A 17,388-nucleotide genomic window follows, 5' to 3' on the forward strand; every position below is an offset into this window, starting at 1 on the left:
TCAACTTAATACAGCTTAATTTTTGGACGTACACGTCTTGTAAGTAAATCTTTCATTGTGAGTAGTCCAGCCTGAGTATATCCGTGAATCGTTGCTTGATGTAAACGATATAAAGAGACATACATTGTTTTCGCAATATAGCCTTGTACGCTGACATCACCAAGTAATTCTCCAACGGCTTTATGACGACTTAAAGACACGAGAGAACCTTTGTCGTTAAATGTAAACATCGGCTGTGATCGGCCATTTAGTCGAGCAGCCATAGCATCGACTAAGAAGCTGGCCTGTTGGCTTGCAACTTGAGCGCGTGGACCAAGTGGAGGATGTCTTGCATCAAGTTGGCAATGAGCACAGTCACCAAACGCAAATACATTTGGATCAGAATAGGTTTGCAAGGTTGCATAGACCATCAGGCGGTTAATGTTATCGCGTTTAAAATCGGTAAAACTTTCTAATACTTTCGGTGCTTTTACGCCTGCGGCCCAAACGGTAATATCACTTTTGAGTTGGTTGCCATTGCTAAAGTAGATGCAATGCTCATCAATTTTTTCAACGCGGTGTTGAGTTAAAATTTCAACACCCATTTTTTTGAGTTGCCCAGCACTGTGTTCAGCAGTTTTATCGCTTAGAGCAGGTAAAATACGTTCAGAAGCTTCAATTAGTGTAATTTTGACTTGGTCTGGATGAATCTTCTTTAAACCATATCGATAAAAGTTTTTAGTTGTTTCAATTAACTCAGCTGCCAGCTCTACACCTGTTGCTCCCGCACCAACAATTCCAATATTTAAAGTTCGTTGATTGGGTTGATTTTGAGCTTCAATATAAAGATGTAATAAATCTTGCTGGAAAATATCGGCTTGTTTTTTGCTATCAAGGAAATGGCAGTTTTCACGTACACCCGTGGTATTAAAGTCATTTGATACTGACCCAAGCGCTAAAATAAGTGTGTCATAACTTAGCTCTTGCGGATGATTCTGTTGATCTTTAGACACTTGAGGGGGAATCAACTCAATTAATTTTTTGTCTTTGTTTATGCCAACTAATGTTCCAAGCACAAATTCGTAATGATGTTTTTCTGAGTGCGCAAAATAGTTAGTTTGTTCTTCGTGTGGATTTAAAGAACCAGCAGCAATTTCATGAAGCAATGGTTTCCAAATATGGGTAAGGTTTTGGTCAACCAATGTAATCTTTGCTTTACGATTTTTCCCAAAAGTTTCACCGAGTTGTGTTGCCAGTTCTAAGCCGCCAGCACCACCACCAACAATTACAATATGATGTAAATTTTGGGTCATTTTTTTCACCTAATTATTTTTCTATAAAAAAAGATGGCTAAATTATGCCATCTTTTATTTATAAAAATTATTGTGCGTCTGTGCACAATTTGATGTTTTTAGTGCGAATCTACTGGGTAAAGTTTTGCAGCACTATGTTCACTTGATGAAAAAATAGAGAAGAGGCTAGAAAACCACATTGCGATTTTTTGGAAAATATTGGCTTCTTCAATATGTACGTTATCTTCGATTTGAAGACTACGGATCAGTTGATTATTTTGATAAATCGATACTGTTGCCAAACTTACGACTTTCATTAATGGCGCAGTTAATTGTTTTTCATTGAGCTCAATGTTTACATGGGTTTGAGTCGTTTCAAGTGGAGCAATCACCTTAAGTTGTTGATTACTATCGAGTACTTGAACGCGTTGAGTCATATTATCAAAAGTATTTAGGTCAATTGGTGCTGGGTCTGCATATAAAGATGTCGTTACAATTGTTGGTTGCTTTGTTTCAACCTTAAACATTTTTAAAGTCGACTTTACAACAGGTAGTTCAGCAATTAACTTCTGCTCAGGAATAATCACTTCATCACGTGTATAGGCGTAAGCAAGATTCATTAATTTATCTGCAATCTCAGCGCGTTTTACAGCACTCGGTGTACCTAAAACAATGACTAATAAACGTCTTTGAGTTAAGTCAGATGAGAATGAAGGACGTGAAGCTGTGAGTGCCAAGTTATAACCTGCTGCTTTGGTATATCCCGTTTTAAGGCCATCTACATATGGATCATATTTGAGCGCAAGGTTTGTCGCATGATGGAAGCGTTGGTTATAGCTAAAGCTTGGCATTTTTGAATAATGCAAATATTCAGGGGTCTGCTTAATTAACGCCTGACTTAATAAGCTAAGGTCGTGTGCTGTAGTGAAATGATCAGGCATCGTAATTCCGGCAGGATTACTAAAATGAGTATCTTTCATACCCAAAGCTTGAGCTTCCTGATTCATACGTTGTACGAAGCGCGGAACATCACCAGAGATTTTTTCAGCTAAAGTCACGGCTGCATCATTAGCAGACATCACGATTAAACCTGCCAATAACTGATCAACTGAAATTTGTTCACCAGCTTTAAGATACATTTGTGATTCATCCCACTGCACAACACTAACCACTGGAGTTGCAGTAATGATTTCTTCTTTTTTCAGTTTTCCAGCTTTAATCTCTTTTAGGGCAATGTAGGCAACCATCATTTTGGTTAAAGATGCTGGTGCGCGTTGAACATGGCTATTATGCTCAGCAATGATTTGACCCGATTGAGTATCTACAATAGTCCATGCAGCAGCTTCAACACTTTCAGGTGCAATATTGAGTAGTGCAGCATTGGTTAGAGTAGTACAAAAAATACTAAAGAGGGTAAAAAGAGATAGAAAAAATTTCACGGATGACCTTAACTTCACTGGCAAATACGGGACACAGATGCACAGCATGCTATGCCTTTTTTCCATGGAAGGCTAGTGGGAATTGTTGCCAAAAAATACATCTACGCAAGACGATACAAAAAAGTGATAATCTAATGTGAAGCCGTTCTTATTTTTAAATTGAAGAATTTATGTTGCATTATCAAATTGAGTTCGATGATTACAAACAGCACCTTGTTCACGTGACAATTCGTTTTTTAGCCAACCCGAATCAGGAACTTTGGCTACCAACGTGGATTCCGGGTAGTTATCTAATTCGAGAGTTCTCAAAACATATTGAATCCGTTAAAGCTTATGATGAAGCTGGACGTCTGCTGGATATTAAAAAAATGAGCAAGAATCGCTGGCGTTTATTTAATACAGATCATGAATTAATGACGATTGAATATGATGTGTATGCATATGATTTGTCTGTCCGTGGTGCTTATGTAGACCAGACTCGTCTATATATTAATCCAGCGTGTGTATGTTTAGCTTTAGAGGGGCAGGAGCAGTCCGCTTGTGAAGTCGAAGTTTTCTTGCCGGATGAATTAAAGCATTTTCAGTTAGCAACAGGCTTAGCTTCAAAAAGCTTAGTTAAAGGTCGATTTACTTTAAAAGCAGATCATTACGATCAACTGATTGATAGTCCATTTGAATTGGCTGATCAAACACGCTTTAGTTTTGAGACGAACGGCATTGAACATGAGTTCGTAATTTCTGGTTCGCACAATACCAATATTGATCGCCTAAAAGCCGATATTGAAAAGATTTGTGCAGCTGAAATAAATATGTTCGGTTCGGCACCATTTAAAAACTATACCTTTATGACCATGGCAACAGGTAATAGTTATGGTGGATTAGAGCATTGCAATAGCACAAGCTTGATTACACCGCGTGATGATTTGCCAAAGTCGAATGAACCAACTGAACCTTCTAAAGATTATCAACGCTTTTTAGGCTTATGTAGTCATGAATATTTTCATTCATGGTTAGTCAAGTTTATCCGCCCAGAAAACTTTGCAAACTATAATTTGCATCAAGAAGGCTATACTTCTTTACTTTGGATATTTGAAGGCTTTACTTCATATTACGATGACCTGATTTTATTACGTAGCGGCGTGATTTCTCAGAAGTCTTATCTTGATTTACTCAAAGCACAAATTGACCGTTATTTGCAAAACCCGGGCCGTTTTGTTCAAACAGTTGCTGAATCAAGTTTTGATGCATGGATTAAATTTTATCGTCAAGATGAAAACTCGAATAATGCGGGCACCAGTTACTACAATAAAGGTTCGTTAGTTGCGTTATGTCTAGATTTAGGTTTACGCCTGCGTGGTTCTAGTCTTGATGCTTTAATGCGTCGGTTATATGAAAACACTCAAAATGGTATGCAAGTAAACGAAAGAACCATTTTTGATTTATGTAAAGAGCTGACGGGTGATAGCTGGATTGAACAAATTAATCATTTGATTAATACCACTGATGAATTGCCACTTGATCAACTGTTCCCTGAGTTTGGCTTAAGTTATAGAGTTAAAACTGACAAATCTTTGCCACTTGGTTTGAAACTTGTTGATAAGCCAGAAGGTGTACTCGTACAAAGTGCTCGCCGCGATAGCGCAGCAGCTAAAGCAGGTATTTCTGCCAATGATGTAATTATTGCAATTGATGGTTTAAAAGCGACCACTAAACTTGTTGAGAAGTATGCAAAGCAGGGCGGTATTTATACCGTGTTTGCTTTCCGTCGCGATGAGTTACTATCTTTTGAAGTTGAGTGTGCTACATCTGATTTAACTGAAGTTGAACTTATTATTGAAGATCAGGCTAAAACTGAAAAATGGTTAAAAGCTTAAATAACAGTTAAATAGTTTATAAAAAACCGATGTTTTGTACATCGGTTTTTTATTTTTAAGTGCTACTAAACGATGAGATTCGTTTTATCTTTGAGTTTGTTTTGAATGAAAAGTATAATAATTGTCAGAACTCTGAAAGATATCTCATGTAATTTAATCGTATTCAACCCATAAAAAAGTAATGATGAATTATGTATTACTTAAAGTTGGGTATAGGAATATTATCAATAGATTTAAATTATGTATTATTTCGCTGCGAAATGTCGTTATCACTGGATATTTCGTTGACTGGAAGACAATGAGAGCCGATACTCTCAGGGTTTTATTTAAGCATATCGGTTCGTAGGCACTGGGCCACAAGCTCGGTCCTCAACACTCAATCAAACGGAAGGGGCTATATATGGCTGGTGAAAAGTCAACTATTATTTACACACTGACTGATGAGGCGCCATTATTGGCGACCTATTCGCTACTGCCGATCATTGAGACCTTTACCAAGCCAGCTGGCATCGAGATTATTAAAAGTGACATCTCTGTAGCTGCACGTGTGCTCGCAGAATTCGCTGATTACCTAAGTGAAGAGCAAAAGGTATCTGACAACCTTGCAGAGCTAGGTCGTCTTACACAAGATCCAGATACAAACATTATCAAACTACCGAACATTAGTGCGTCTGTTGCGCAATTAACTGCATGTATTAAAGAGCTTCAATCAAAAGGTTACGCAATTCCTGATTATCCGGAAAATCCAACGACTGAAGAAGAAAAATCAATCAAAGCTCGTTATGGTAAGTGCCTTGGTTCAGCAGTAAACCCTGTCCTTCGTGAAGGTAACTCTGACCGCCGTGCTCCAGCAGCAGTTAAAAACTATGCGAAAAAACACCCTCATTCAATGAGCGAGTGGAAACAGTGGTCACAAACTCACGTTTCACATATGGAAGAAGGTGACTTCTACCATGGTGAAAAATCAATGACACTTGATCGCGCACGTAATGTGAAAATGGAACTTATCACGAATAGTGGTAAGAGCATTGTTCTTAAGCCAAAAGTTGCGCTTCAAGAAGGTGAAATCATTGATTCAATGTTCATGAGCAAGAAAGCACTTTGTGATTTCTATGAAAAAGAACTTGATGATTGTAAAGAAGCGGGAATTTTATTCTCTTTACACGTAAAAGCGACAATGATGAAAGTTTCACACCCGATCGTTTTCGGTCACTGTGTGAAAATTTACTATAAAGAAGCTTTCGAAAAACACGGTAAGTTATTTGACGAATTAGGCATTAACGTTAATAACGGTATGGCTGGGTTGTACGAGAAAATCGAAACTCTTCCAACTTCATTACGTGAAGAAATCATTGAAGACTTACATGCTTGTCAAGAACACCGTCCTGCACTTGCAATGGTTGACTCGGCAAAAGGCATCACAAACTTCCACTCTCCAAACGACATCATCGTAGATGCTTCTATGCCAGCAATGATCCGTGCCGGTGGTAAAATGTGGGGTGCTGATGGTAAGCAGTATGATGCTAAAGCTGTTATGCCAGAATCAACATTTGCCCGTATTTACCAAGAAATGATCAACTTCTGTAAGTGGCATGGTAACTTCGATCCGAAGACTATGGGTACAGTACCAAACGTTGGTTTGATGGCTCAAAAAGCTGAAGAATACGGTTCTCACGATAAGACTTTTGAGATTTCAGAAGCTGGTATTGCAAATATTACCGATCTTGACACTGGTGAAGTGTTATTGACTCAAAATGTTGAAAAAGGCGATATCTGGCGTATGTGTCAGGTTAAAGATGCTCCGATTCGTGACTGGGTTAAACTTGCAGTAACTCGTGCACGTAACTCAGGTATGCCTGCAATCTTCTGGCTTGACCCGTACCGTCCACATGAAAACGAATTGATCAAGAAAGTACAAAAGTACTTAAAAGATCATGATACGACTGGTCTGGATATCCAAATCATGTCTCAAGTACGTGCAATGCGTTACACACTTGAGCGCGTAGTACGTGGCCTAGACACGATTTCTGTGACTGGTAACATCTTACGTGACTACTTAACTGACTTGTTCCCAATTATGGAACTTGGTACTTCTGCAAAAATGTTGTCTATCGTTCCGCTAATGGCGGGTGGGGGGATGTACGAAACTGGTGCAGGTGGTTCAGCGCCAAAACACGTACAACAACTTGTTGAAGAAAACCACTTACGTTGGGATTCACTTGGTGAGTTCCTTGCCCTTGCAGTATCTTTAGAAGAAATGGGCATTAAAGAAAATAATGCTCGTGCTAAGTTACTTGCGAAGACACTTGATGAAGCGACTGGTAAATTGCTTGACAATGACAAGTCTCCATCACGTCGTACTGGTGAAATCGACAACCGTGGCAGCCACTTCTACTTGTCACTTTACTGGGCTGAAGCACTTGCTGCTCAGAACGAAGATGCTGAGTTGAAAGCTAAATTTGCTCCTCTTGCTAAAGCTTTAGCTGAAAATGAAGAGAAGATTGTTGCTGAACTTGCTCAAGTACAAGGTAAACCAGCGGACATCGGTGGTTACTACGCAATTGACCCAACTAAAGTAAATGCTGTAATGCGTCCAAGTGCTACATTTAATGCAGCTCTTGCAACAGTTGAGGCTTAATTACTAACTCGTTAGTAATTAGCTTAAGAGCCGGTGCATATGCACCGGTTTTTTATTGCCTAAAATAAAAGACATTAAAAAAGCCCACTGATGTGAGCTTTTAAAAGATTAAATCTTATCGACCATTACGCCCACGACCACGTGGTGCTTTTGTATTTGGACGAGTTGTACCGTTGGTCTTACGTCGTGGCTTCTCGCTTTCATCCATTTGCCAGATACGTTTTGTACCAGACTTTTTCGCAGAACCATCTTTGTTCTTGCGAACCATTGGTTTGCCACCCGTACCGCCTGGTTTTTTCACGTATGAACGCGAGCGATAAGGCTGTTCAGCTGGTACATCTTTAAAGTCAGGGTAGAGTAATGGTTCAATTTCTTTTACATCACCCGGTCTTAAACCAAGTTGAACTAAGTCAATTGAGCCAATTTTAGTACGAATTAAACGTAAAGTTGGAAAACCTACCGCAGAAGTCATACGACGAACTTGGCGGTTACGGCCTTCACAAATTGAAATCTCAATCCAAGATGTCGGAATATTTGCACGGTAACGTACGGGTGGATTGCGTTCCCATAACCATTCAGGTTCACTGACTTTAATGGCTTTAGCAGGAAGCGTCATACCATCATTCAGTTCTACACCTTTACGAAGTTGCTCAAGCGCTTCTTCGGTTACATCGCCATCAACTTGAACTAAATACGTTTTGTATTTTTTATTTGCAGGGTTGGTAATGAACTGATTCAGACCACCATGATCGGTTAAAAAAACTAAACCCTCAGAGTCCATATCAAGACGGCCTGCCAAGCGCAAAGTCGGGTCATCAACAAAGTCAGAGACGGTCATGTGCGCTTCGTCTTTACGAAACTGGGAGAGAACGTCATAAGGCTTGTTGAGAATCACAATTTTCATAAAAAATGGCTTCTTCTTTCAAATAACTAGAGAAAACATTGAGCTATATTTAAGTGCGAAATTTGCTTATTTCCCACATAAATCTCAAAAAGAATTAAATTCGATTAAGCTATTATGCGTTAATAAAAGTTGAAAGTATTGTTTATCGATAATTATTTTTAGTTAATTAAGTATTATAAAAGGGAGAATCTACACAATGGGTTATCAGAAGATCGTGGTTCCTGCCGACGGCGACAAAATCAAAGTAAATGCAGACCTATCACTGAACGTACCAAATCATCCAATTATTCCTTTCATTGAGGGTGATGGTATTGGTGTAGATATTACACCAACCATGAAAGCAGTCGTAGATGCTGCTATTTTAAAAGCTTACGGTGGCAAACGCTCAATCGAATGGATGGAAGTGTATTGCGGCGAAAAAGCCAATAAAATTTATGGCAACTATATGCCCGAAGAAACTTTCGAAGCACTCCGCGAGTTTGTTGTATCCATCAAAGGTCCTTTAACCACACCAGTAGGTGGAGGCATTCGTTCACTCAACGTTGCTTTGCGCCAAGAATTAGATCTATATGTTTGCGTACGACCAGTACGTTGGTTTGAAGGCGTTCCTTCACCGGTTCAACACCCCGAATTAACTGATATGGTGATTTTCCGTGAGAACTCGGAAGATATCTATGCAGGTATTGAGTGGAAAGCCGATTCTGAAGAGGCAAAAAAAGTCATTAAGTTCCTTCAAGAAGAAATGGGCGTCACAAAAATTCGCTTTCCTGAAGGATGTGGTATTGGAATTAAACCTGTTTCAAAAGAAGGAACACAGCGTTTAGTCCGTAAAGCCATTCAGTTCGCAATTGAAAATGACAAACCTTCTGTGACGCTGGTTCACAAGGGTAATATTATGAAATACACCGAAGGCGCATTTAAAGAGTGGGGTTATGAATTGGCTCTAGATCGTTTCGGTGGAGAGCTAATTGATGGTGGCCCATGGGTTAAAATTAAAAACCCTAGGACTGGTAAAGATATCATTATCAAAGATGTAATTGCAGACGCGTTTTTACAGCAGATTCTCATGCGTCCAGCCGATTACTCTGTTATTGCCACGCTAAACTTAAACGGTGATTATATTTCTGATGCTTTGGCAGCAGAGGTTGGAGGTATTGGTATTGCACCAGGTGCAAATATTGGTGGTGCTATTGCTGTGTATGAAGCAACTCATGGCACAGCACCTAAATATGCAGGTCAGGATAAAGTAAACCCTGGTTCTATTATTCTTTCTGCGGAAATGATGCTACGTGATATGGGGTGGACAGAGGCAGCTGATTTGATCATTAAAGGAATTTCTGGGGCGATTGCTGCCAAAACCGTAACTTACGATTTTGAGCGCCTAATGCCGGGTGCAACCTTGTTACGTTGTTCTGAATTTGGTGATGCAATTATCAAACATATGGGAGAGTAATCTTCTATTAAAAAGCCCTCGGTTGAGGGCTTTTTTTATTGCATAAATTCGGGATGTTTCGGAGTTTTAATAAAGCCAGTTTTCTTTTGATAACTCTGGTCTAGGGCTTGAATAACAAGAACGAAAGTAACTAGAAATAAAGGAAAGAGCAGAGTTTTCACGATTTGGTTTCTCCGAAAGTTGAGGTGAAAGAAGGGCGTAGGGGAATTAAAAGGCAAACCGCAAAGAGAAGAACGGTTCCACCCAAAAGAAAGAGATGTGCATAAGACCAATGCAAATGATGCAAAGTACTAATGACAACACCACCCAAAAGTTGAGTACTGGCAAAGCCAATGGTGGCAACGCTCCAAAGCTTTTGATAACGGTGCTCATAAATCTGTAGCAGACTATAAGAACTAATAAATACGGTTGCGGGAGTCAGTAAGCCTGTCAGAAGCGAAGATAAGGCCAGTAAAGATGCGGTATGTGAAAGGAACGGCAAAACAACGGCTAAGCTGTAAATGGCATATAACCATTTAATGGCCTGTAGATATCCGATTAGTCTGCTTAAGCAATAAGCGACAAGTGCACCAATGCAGCTTCCCACTCCATAGAGAACCCAAAATAGATTTCTTTGCTGTAATGGGAAATGCAGAGTTCCGGATAAATAATCCATCCAAAACAAAGAGTGTGGAATATATGCAAAGGCACTACACATATAGGCAATAATAATGACAAGGCCTAAACGTGATTTTTGTGAGGTTTGAAGAGCGCTCGATAGTGGCTTAATAAATTGGGCAGTATTACGGCTTAATAATCGGTAAAGAGTTAAGCTTCCTAATAGCGAAAGACCCGCAAAAATATTCCAAACATAATGAACAGGCATATTTTGAAGTAGGGGAATAATAATGGTGGCAGATAACACCCCCACACCAATTCCGCTAAATCCTAAAAAGTTAACTTTTAATCTTTGCGTGGTAGGAATGTATTTCATCGCAAAGCTAGGTGCCAAAATCATAAGTAAGCCGCCAGCAATACCTGAAATCGTACGCCAGACAATGAACCACACTAAAGGCATATCAACGAATGAACAGCAGAGTAGGCTAAGGCTGCCAGCCATAGCTGAAAATACAATCATGGATGTGATGTACTTTTCCTTAATACTTAAGAGCGCTAATAAGGCACCAATGAGATATCCCAATAAATTTGCGCTGCCTAAGTAACTGGCAAAATCGTGAGTCCAGTGGTATTGCTCGATCATGATGGGCATAAGCGCAGTATAGGAAAATCTAAAAACACCAATCCCCAAACAAGTTGCCAAAAAGACAATTAAGCTCATTCGATAAAACGTAGACATGAGAGGACGCTCAATTTTTTTATTATTAAAAGCGAGTTTTTAAATCTTTAAAAATGATTTAATATGATGTTGATTATCTTGTTTTGAGATAGTGAAATGTTACTTAAGTCCCTAGAGTTTTTTTTAGCTGTTGCAGAGAGTGGAAGTTTTTCCTTAGCTGCACAAAAAATGTATACGGTGCAATCGAATATCACGAGCCATGTGAAAAAACTTGAAGAAGAGTTAGGGGTTATTTTATTCAATCGTAATAACCCTGTGACTTTAACGAATGCCGGACAACAGCTGCATAGTTATGCTGTTCAAATGATTGCTCTACATAATAAAGCGAAAAAAATCTTTCAAGAGGGTGATATTGACCCGAACGAAACCATTCGTTTGGGCAGTATGGAAACAACAGCAGCAATACGTCTACCTCAATTACTCAATCAATGTATGCAGCAATATCCGAATTTGCCGATTGAGCTGCAAACTCACCCGACACGATATTTGTTAAGCGCTGTGCAGCAAGGAGAGGTCGACTGTGCTTTTGTTGCTTCTAAATATTTAATTCCAGAGTTGTATAGTTTACCTGTTTGGCAAGAACAATTGGTTTTGGTTTGTCCGAAACAGCAAACTCATTTTCCAGATGTTGCCAAGCTTGCAAAGACCCGATTTATTGCGTTTCGACAAGGTTGTTCTTATCGTCATGCAATCGAGTTATTTTTAAATGATCACAGTGTTCCACCTTCACAAATCATGGAAATGGGCAGTCTGGACGGGATTGTAAGCTGTGTAGAATTAGGCGTTGGTTTTGCTTTATTGCCAAAGTCATATCTAAACAAAGTAGTCGATAAAGTGTCATTAAGTTGTTTTGAACTTAATACTGAATCCGCTCATTTTACTACCTACTTGGTTGCCCAGTCGCCCGAAACATGGGGAACCAATTTAAAGCAGTTTATTCATTTTATTGAGCAACAATTTGAATTAAAGGTTGCTTAGGTTGTGATTGATTTTCATACGTAAATATCCAACTTAATTTATAAATTAAAAGTGATATATATGTATGAAAAAGTCATTTTATATTCTCACAGAGGTTTGTAATCATCTTGATGCTATAAAATTGTGGAAAAGGGTAGTTTATATAGGCTGGCTATGGTCAAATATGCCCCCTTGAAAGATGACACAAGCAATAATTTGGAGTTTGGGAATGAATATACCCTTAATCATCAATATTGTGGTTTTTGTCGGGTTAATATTTTTACTCGCCCAAACACGTAAAACAGACTGGAGCTTATCGAAAAAAGTTCTGGCTGGCTTAGTTCTAGGTGTAGTGTTTGGTTTAGGACTACATTTGATTTATGGCGGTGGCCATCCGATTCTTGCTGAATCTATTAGCTGGTTTAATATCGTTGGAAACGGCTATGTAAAACTTTTACAAATGGTCGTGATGCCTTTGGTATTTGTGTCTATTTTGGGAGCGGTTGCAAAATTACACCAAGCCTCATCTTTAGGCAAAATCAGTTTTTATACAATTGGTACTTTACTCTTTACAACACTGATTGCTGCACTGGTAGGGGTATTTGTTACTAACCTGTTTGGCTTAACTGCAAAAGGTTTGGTGCAAGGTGCTGCTGAAACTGCACGCTTAACTGCCATTAATACGGACTATGTAGGTAAAGTTACCGATTTAAGTGTACCGCAGTTTATTCTTTCCTTTATTCCAAGTAACCCATTTGCTGAATTAACTGGTGCAAACCCAACTTCAATTATTAGCGTGGTTATTTTCGCCGTCTTTTTAGGTATAGCAGCGCTTAACCTAATGAAGGATGACGCAGAAAAAGGTCAACGTATTCTGACTGCGATTCAGACGTTGCAGTCATGGGTAATGAAGCTTGTGCGCTTAGTGATGACACTTACGCCGTATGGTGTTTTTGCGCTTATGACCAAAGTCGTGGCAAGTTCAAACGTCGCAGATATTTTAAATCTAGGCGGTTTCTTGGTTGCATCTTATTTAGGCTTGGCGATTATGTTTGTCGTACATGCCATTATTTTGACTATGACGGGTGTTTCTCCAGTTAAGTTCTTCAAAAAAGTTGCTCCTGTTCTGACTTTCGCATTTACCAGCCGTTCAAGTGCTGCCAGTATTCCACTGAGCATTGAAACACAAACTCGTCGTTTGGGTGTGTCTGAATCTATTGCAAGTTTCTCTGCTTCTTTTGGTGCCACCATTGGTCAAAATGGCTGTGCGGGTTTGTATCCTGCAATGCTCGCGGTAATGGTTGCACCTACAATGGGTATTAACACCTTAGACCCAATGTGGATCGCATCGTTAGTCGGTATTGTGACCTTAAGTTCAATTGGGGTTGCAGGAGTAGGTGGTGGGGCGACTTTCGCTGCACTGATTGTGCTTCCTGCCATGGGTTTACCTGTAACTTTGGTTGCACTGCTTATTTCAATTGAACCCCTCATTGATATGGGACGTACTGCATTAAACGTAAATGGTTCAATGACTGCTGGTGTTGTGACCAGTCAATTGATGGGTCAGACTGATAAAGAAATATTAAACAGTGAAGATGAAATTGAGTTAACTCAACATCATTAACAACTGATACTAAACGGCTCATCTACTTTGGATGAGCCGTTTTTTTATATACGTAAATTGCCACTGTGATGTTAATTTTTAAAAAACTGTATCTGTTTTTCTTTTAAATAATTTTCGAAAATGAGTCTATTACAAAAGAGAGTACTATCATGAAAATGTATCAAGTCGACGCTTTTACAAAAGAGCTATTTCGTGGAAATCCGGCTGCTGTGATTGTTGAAAAAGAATGGCTAGATACAGATTTAATGCAGAAGATAGCACTTGAAAACAACTTGTCGGAAACTGCCTTTGTAAAAATTATAGATGCTGAAAATTATGAAATCCGTTGGTTTACTCCAACGGTTGAGGTTGATTTTTGTGGGCATGCGACTCTTGCCAGTGCTTTCGCATTATTTAAAGATTTTACTGAAAAAAAGACCATTAATTTCCATGTACGAAATTTGGGCCTTTTTGTGGTTCACCAAGATGAAGATGGCAAAATCAGAATGGATTTCCCGATTCGTAAAGCTCATCAAGTTGAAGATTATCCAGCTATTTTACGTCAAGCTTTAACAAAACCCTTTAAAGCGGTTTATCAAAATGTTCAAGCTTACATTGTTGAGTATGAATCAGTACAAGATGTATTAGATGAGCAGCCTGACATGAGTTTGCTCAAAGCTCTTGGTAAAAGAACTGCAATTACAACTGCAGATATGGATGTTGTAATAACATCAAAAGCAGACCAGCAATATGATTGTGTATCGCGTTATTTTGCTCCTGTCGCGGGTATAGATGAAGACCCTGTTACAGGTTCAATTCATACCGCAATAGCGCCACTATGGGCAGAAAAACTCGCTAAAAATAATATTACGGCTTATCAGGCTTCTAGCCGCGGTGGGGTTTTATATTGCAATGTCCTGTCGGAGGAACGTATTGAAATCGCAGGATATGGGAAACTATATATGCAAGCTGAAATTTTTTCTTAAAATATAAGGCCGTTTAAATAAACGGCTTTTTTTTCAAAACTTTACTATGAAAGTTAGTTCAAATTTCCTACTATAGTCCCACAACTATTGATTTTTTATTATTCAAATTAATTGGTATTTATATGTTTATGCAGTTTAAACAACTGACACTCTCCCTATGTATTCTTGGTTTAAGTGCTGCGTCTTGGGCACAAACTACACTAGTAAAAAGTAAGCAAAATATTGAGGAATATAAATTAGATAATGGTTTTCGGATTGTGCTTGCACCGAATGACAAAGAAAATAAAATCTTTATTAATACCATTTATTTAACAGGCTCATTAAATGACCCACAAGGTAAAAGTGGCTTAGCTCATTTGCTTGAGCACTTGGCTTTTAAAGGGACTAAAAACGTTAAAGGGGAAGAATTCCAGCGTCGTTTAGATCAATATACATTGATGACAAACGCCAGCACTGATTATTATTCAACAAAATATACCAATATCGTTCGTCCAGAAAAAACCGCGCTTGATCAGGTACTGTATCTTGAATCTGAGCGTATGGATAAATTAGTTCTTCAAGAAAAGTTTGTTCCTTCCGAGATTGAAATTGTAAAGCGTGAACGCGAAGTCCGCATGGATCAGCCTTTTGCTGTGCTGATGGATCAAATGTGGAAGTCAGCCTACGGTAATCAATATTTAGGACGTTTACCGATTGGTGATTTGCCTGAGCTTAAATCTATTAAGATGCCTGAATTGAACCAGTTCTATCGTAGCTGGTATGCACCCAATAATGCGGTTATGGTGATTTCAGGTAAGTTTGATAAGACGGATGTCTTAAAAACAATTGATCAATATTTTAGTCCTATTGCGGCACGAGAGGTTCCAAAGCCTGTACAGATTCCTGTGCTTGACTCTACAAAAATAAAAAATCGTCAGTTTATGGTGAAAAAGGGCAGTGATCTGGCTAAATTCCATATCTATATGAATGGTAAAAATACCAAAATTCAGCCAACACTCGCTTTAGCCCCTTTGTTATATACCATGCAGCCAAGTGGTCACCTATACCAGAACATGGTGGAAACAGGTATTACCACAAATGTTGAAGCTAGTACTTGGTTAGACCAAGATTTTAATGTGGTGTTTTTAGGCGCGATTTACTCACCAAGTAATGACCCTAAAAAAGTTGAAAGCTCTTTGTTAGCGGGCATTGAAAAAGGGAAGCCTTTTACCGAAGTTGAATTAAATCGTGTTAAAAGTTTAATGAAAACTCAAGGTGACTTAATCACTAAAGATGCGGTAGCACTTGGGTCACGTTTAAGTGATTACACCGTCGCTGGCGGGCAATGGGATCAATATTTTAAAGATTTAGATTCTGTAGAAAAAGTTAAGCTAGATGATGTGAATCAAACTTTAAAACAGTTCCTTGTGGCTGATCATCGTATTGATGGCGATATTTTACCAACACCTGAAGACCAGAAAAAAGCGCAACAGCAAAATTCAAAAGAGTCACCTAAAACTCTAGATCAGGTCGAAGCAAAGGTCGAGCCTTTAAAAGATCCGAAGGTATATCAACAAGAAGTCGCTGAGTTTTTAAAAACCTCTAAGCAATATGTTGAAAGTAATGAGAAAAAGATTATTCGTGGAAAACTAAAAAATGGAATGAAGTATGCTTTATTCCCAGTTGAAACACGTGATGATCGTACTTACGCAACGATTACGATGGACTTCGGAACAGAAAAATCTTTATTTAATAAAGGTACGGTAGTTGATTTAACTTCATATTTATTGCTTCGTGGTTCTGATAAATATAGTTTGCAAGATATTGCCGATAAATCAATTGATGCAGGCGGCGCGGCTTATGCAAGTGCTGACGGCAATGGCATGACCATTAATATTCAGTCTAAATCAGAAAAATTTGATGAGTTTTTCAAGTTTGTTCTTGATGTAATGAAGAATCCAAAATTTGAACAATCTCAGTTTGATTTAATTAAATCGCAAAGCTTATCAAGCCTAGATCGTCCTTATACCGAGCCAGATGTGGTAGCGGGCTTAACACTTTCACGTTTACTTGAAGAATATCAACCAGGTGATTTGCGTTATCACTTTGAACCTGAACTAGCAAAACAGCAGTTGAAAAACGCAACTCAAGAACAGGTGAAAGAGTTATATGAGCGTTTCTTTGCAATGAACCATGCTCAAATTGCCATTACAGGCGAATTTGATGCGAAAAAGATGCAGAAATTACTGAATCAGGAATTTGGTCGTTGGAACGGTAAACAGCCATATCAAAAAATCTTGATTGATCACGTTGATTTTCCAGCACAGCAAGTTCATGTTTTATCTGAGCAACGTGAATTTGGTAGCTACCAGAGTGTGCTTTCAATTCCAGTTGGTAAAAACCATCCAGATGCATCTGCTCTCATTTTAATGAATTATATTTTAGGGGAATCTCAAATTTCATCACGTTTAGCTCAAGAGCTTCGTGAGAAAAATGCGCTAGTCTATGGTTTTGGAAGTGGGCTACAACTTGATCGTGACACGAATGTAGGAGCTTTGAGTATTAGTGCAAATTATACTTCGGGTCGCTCAGCACAAGTGTCTGCCTCAATACACAAAGTGTTAAATGACTTGGTTAAAAATGGGGTAACTGAGCAAGAGCTTGAAGCTGCTAAAGCAGATATCATGAAGAAACGAGTTACGGCATTAGAAGATGAGCGTAATATTCATGGCATGTTAAATCTACAACTTGAAACAAACAAAACATTGCAAGACCGAATTCGTCATGATCAAGAGTTAACTAAATTGACTGTTGCTGACGTTAACAGAGTAATTAAGAAGTATATTAAACCTGAACATTTGGTTGAAGTAATGGCTGATCAATATGGCCAGGTAGCAAAGAAATAAAGTCTTCTCGCAAATAAAAAGCCACTAAATTGTGGCTTTTTA

At 38.7% G+C, this 17,388-nt stretch carries 12 protein-coding genes; 7 read left to right on the top strand and 5 right to left on the bottom strand.

Annotated features, from left to right (window positions below; translation table 11 throughout):
- Positions 1–5: 5 nt before the first annotated feature.
- Positions 6–1,292 (bottom strand): NAD(P)/FAD-dependent oxidoreductase, encoded by a 1,287-nt coding sequence (locus J580_RS13180; protein ID WP_032004460.1) that lies wholly within the window; start codon positions 1,290–1,292, stop codon positions 6–8.
- 98 nt (positions 1,293–1,390) lie between these two features.
- Entirely contained in the window at positions 1,391–2,710 is a 1,320-nt protein-coding gene (locus tag J580_RS13185; RefSeq protein ID WP_032004461.1) for a D-alanyl-D-alanine carboxypeptidase PBP6B, read from the bottom strand.
- Between the two features lie 170 nt (positions 2,711–2,880).
- On the opposite strand from J580_RS13185, the gene J580_RS13190 reads away from it, so the two are divergent.
- Together J580_RS13190 and J580_RS13195 are read left to right on the top strand one after the other, a co-directional pair.
- Positions 2,881–4,584 carry a M61 family metallopeptidase gene (locus tag J580_RS13190; RefSeq protein ID WP_032004462.1) on the top strand — a complete coding sequence of 568 codons (1,704 nt, stop codon included), beginning with the start codon at positions 2,881–2,883 and terminating at the stop codon, positions 4,582–4,584.
- Between the two features lie 400 nt (positions 4,585–4,984).
- Positions 4,985–7,222, top strand: coding sequence for an NADP-dependent isocitrate dehydrogenase (locus tag J580_RS13195; protein ID WP_032004463.1), 2,238 nt, complete (start codon positions 4,985–4,987; stop codon positions 7,220–7,222).
- A 115-nt stretch (positions 7,223–7,337) separates the two neighbouring features.
- Here J580_RS13195 and J580_RS13200 read toward each other — a convergent pair whose 3' ends face one another.
- Positions 7,338–8,126, bottom strand: coding sequence for an rRNA large subunit pseudouridine synthase E (locus J580_RS13200; protein WP_005067912.1), 789 nt, complete (start codon positions 8,124–8,126; stop codon positions 7,338–7,340).
- Positions 8,127–8,322: 196 nt separating this feature from the next.
- Between J580_RS13200 and icd the strand changes: the two genes are divergently transcribed.
- The gene (icd, locus tag J580_RS13205; protein WP_005067916.1) at positions 8,323–9,579 is read left to right on the top strand and encodes an NADP-dependent isocitrate dehydrogenase; all 1,257 of its coding nucleotides are present in this window, start codon (positions 8,323–8,325) and stop codon (positions 9,577–9,579) included.
- A gap of 35 nt (positions 9,580–9,614) precedes the next feature.
- On the opposite strand, the gene J580_RS23170 is transcribed toward icd, so the two are convergent.
- The gene (locus tag J580_RS23170) at positions 9,615–9,740 is read right to left on the bottom strand and encodes a hypothetical protein (RefSeq protein WP_014207334.1); all 126 of its coding nucleotides are present in this window, start codon (positions 9,738–9,740) and stop codon (positions 9,615–9,617) included.
- The gene (locus J580_RS13210) at positions 9,737–10,915 is read right to left on the bottom strand and encodes a YbfB/YjiJ family MFS transporter (protein WP_032004464.1); all 1,179 of its coding nucleotides are present in this window, start codon (positions 10,913–10,915) and stop codon (positions 9,737–9,739) included. The genes J580_RS23170 and J580_RS13210 overlap by 4 nt, the downstream gene beginning before the upstream one ends.
- Before the next feature lie 96 nt (positions 10,916–11,011).
- On the opposite strand from J580_RS13210, the gene J580_RS13215 reads away from it, so the two are divergent.
- The 4 genes from J580_RS13215 to J580_RS13230 all read left to right on the top strand — a co-directional run bounded on the left by J580_RS13215 (position 11,012) and on the right by J580_RS13230 (position 17,346).
- Entirely contained in the window at positions 11,012–11,893 is an 882-nt protein-coding gene (locus tag J580_RS13215; protein WP_016146078.1) for a LysR family transcriptional regulator, read from the top strand.
- Between the two features lie 208 nt (positions 11,894–12,101).
- The gene (locus tag J580_RS13220) at positions 12,102–13,496 is read left to right on the top strand and encodes an L-cystine transporter (RefSeq protein WP_032004466.1); all 1,395 of its coding nucleotides are present in this window, start codon (positions 12,102–12,104) and stop codon (positions 13,494–13,496) included.
- A 149-nt stretch (positions 13,497–13,645) separates the two neighbouring features.
- Entirely contained in the window at positions 13,646–14,461 is an 816-nt protein-coding gene (locus J580_RS13225) for a PhzF family phenazine biosynthesis protein (RefSeq protein WP_032004468.1), read from the top strand.
- Positions 14,462–14,583: 122 nt separating this feature from the next.
- Positions 14,584–17,346: a M16 family metallopeptidase gene (locus J580_RS13230; protein WP_032004470.1), complete on the top strand. Its 2,763-nt coding sequence runs from the start codon at positions 14,584–14,586 to the stop codon at positions 17,344–17,346.
- Positions 17,347–17,388: the final 42 nt, after the last annotated feature.

It is taken from the genome of Acinetobacter sp. 1542444, assembly GCF_000581835.1.
GTDB classification, from domain to species: domain Bacteria; phylum Pseudomonadota; class Gammaproteobacteria; order Pseudomonadales; family Moraxellaceae; genus Acinetobacter; species Acinetobacter pittii.

Bases quoted from the DNA above. Each gene is read 5' to 3' on its own strand.
- J580_RS13220 (WP_032004466.1), top strand. From the start codon at position 12,102: ATGAATATACCCTTAATCATCAATATTGTGGTTTTTGTCGGGTTAATA.
- J580_RS13190 (WP_032004462.1), top strand. From the start codon at position 2,881: ATGTTGCATTATCAAATTGAGTTCGATGATTACAAACAGCACCTTGTT.
- J580_RS13215 (WP_016146078.1), top strand. From the start codon at position 11,012: ATGTTACTTAAGTCCCTAGAGTTTTTTTTAGCTGTTGCAGAGAGTGGA.
- J580_RS13210 (WP_032004464.1), bottom strand. From the start codon at position 10,915: ATGTCTACGTTTTATCGAATGAGCTTAATTGTCTTTTTGGCAACTTGT.
- icd (WP_005067916.1), top strand. From the start codon at position 8,323: ATGGGTTATCAGAAGATCGTGGTTCCTGCCGACGGCGACAAAATCAAA.
- J580_RS13195 (WP_032004463.1), top strand. From the start codon at position 4,985: ATGGCTGGTGAAAAGTCAACTATTATTTACACACTGACTGATGAGGCG.
- J580_RS13230 (WP_032004470.1), top strand. From the start codon at position 14,584: ATGTTTATGCAGTTTAAACAACTGACACTCTCCCTATGTATTCTTGGT.
- J580_RS13180 (WP_032004460.1), bottom strand. From the start codon at position 1,292: ATGACCCAAAATTTACATCATATTGTAATTGTTGGTGGTGGTGCTGGC.
- J580_RS13200 (WP_005067912.1), bottom strand. From the start codon at position 8,126: ATGAAAATTGTGATTCTCAACAAGCCTTATGACGTTCTCTCCCAGTTT.
- J580_RS13225 (WP_032004468.1), top strand. From the start codon at position 13,646: ATGAAAATGTATCAAGTCGACGCTTTTACAAAAGAGCTATTTCGTGGA.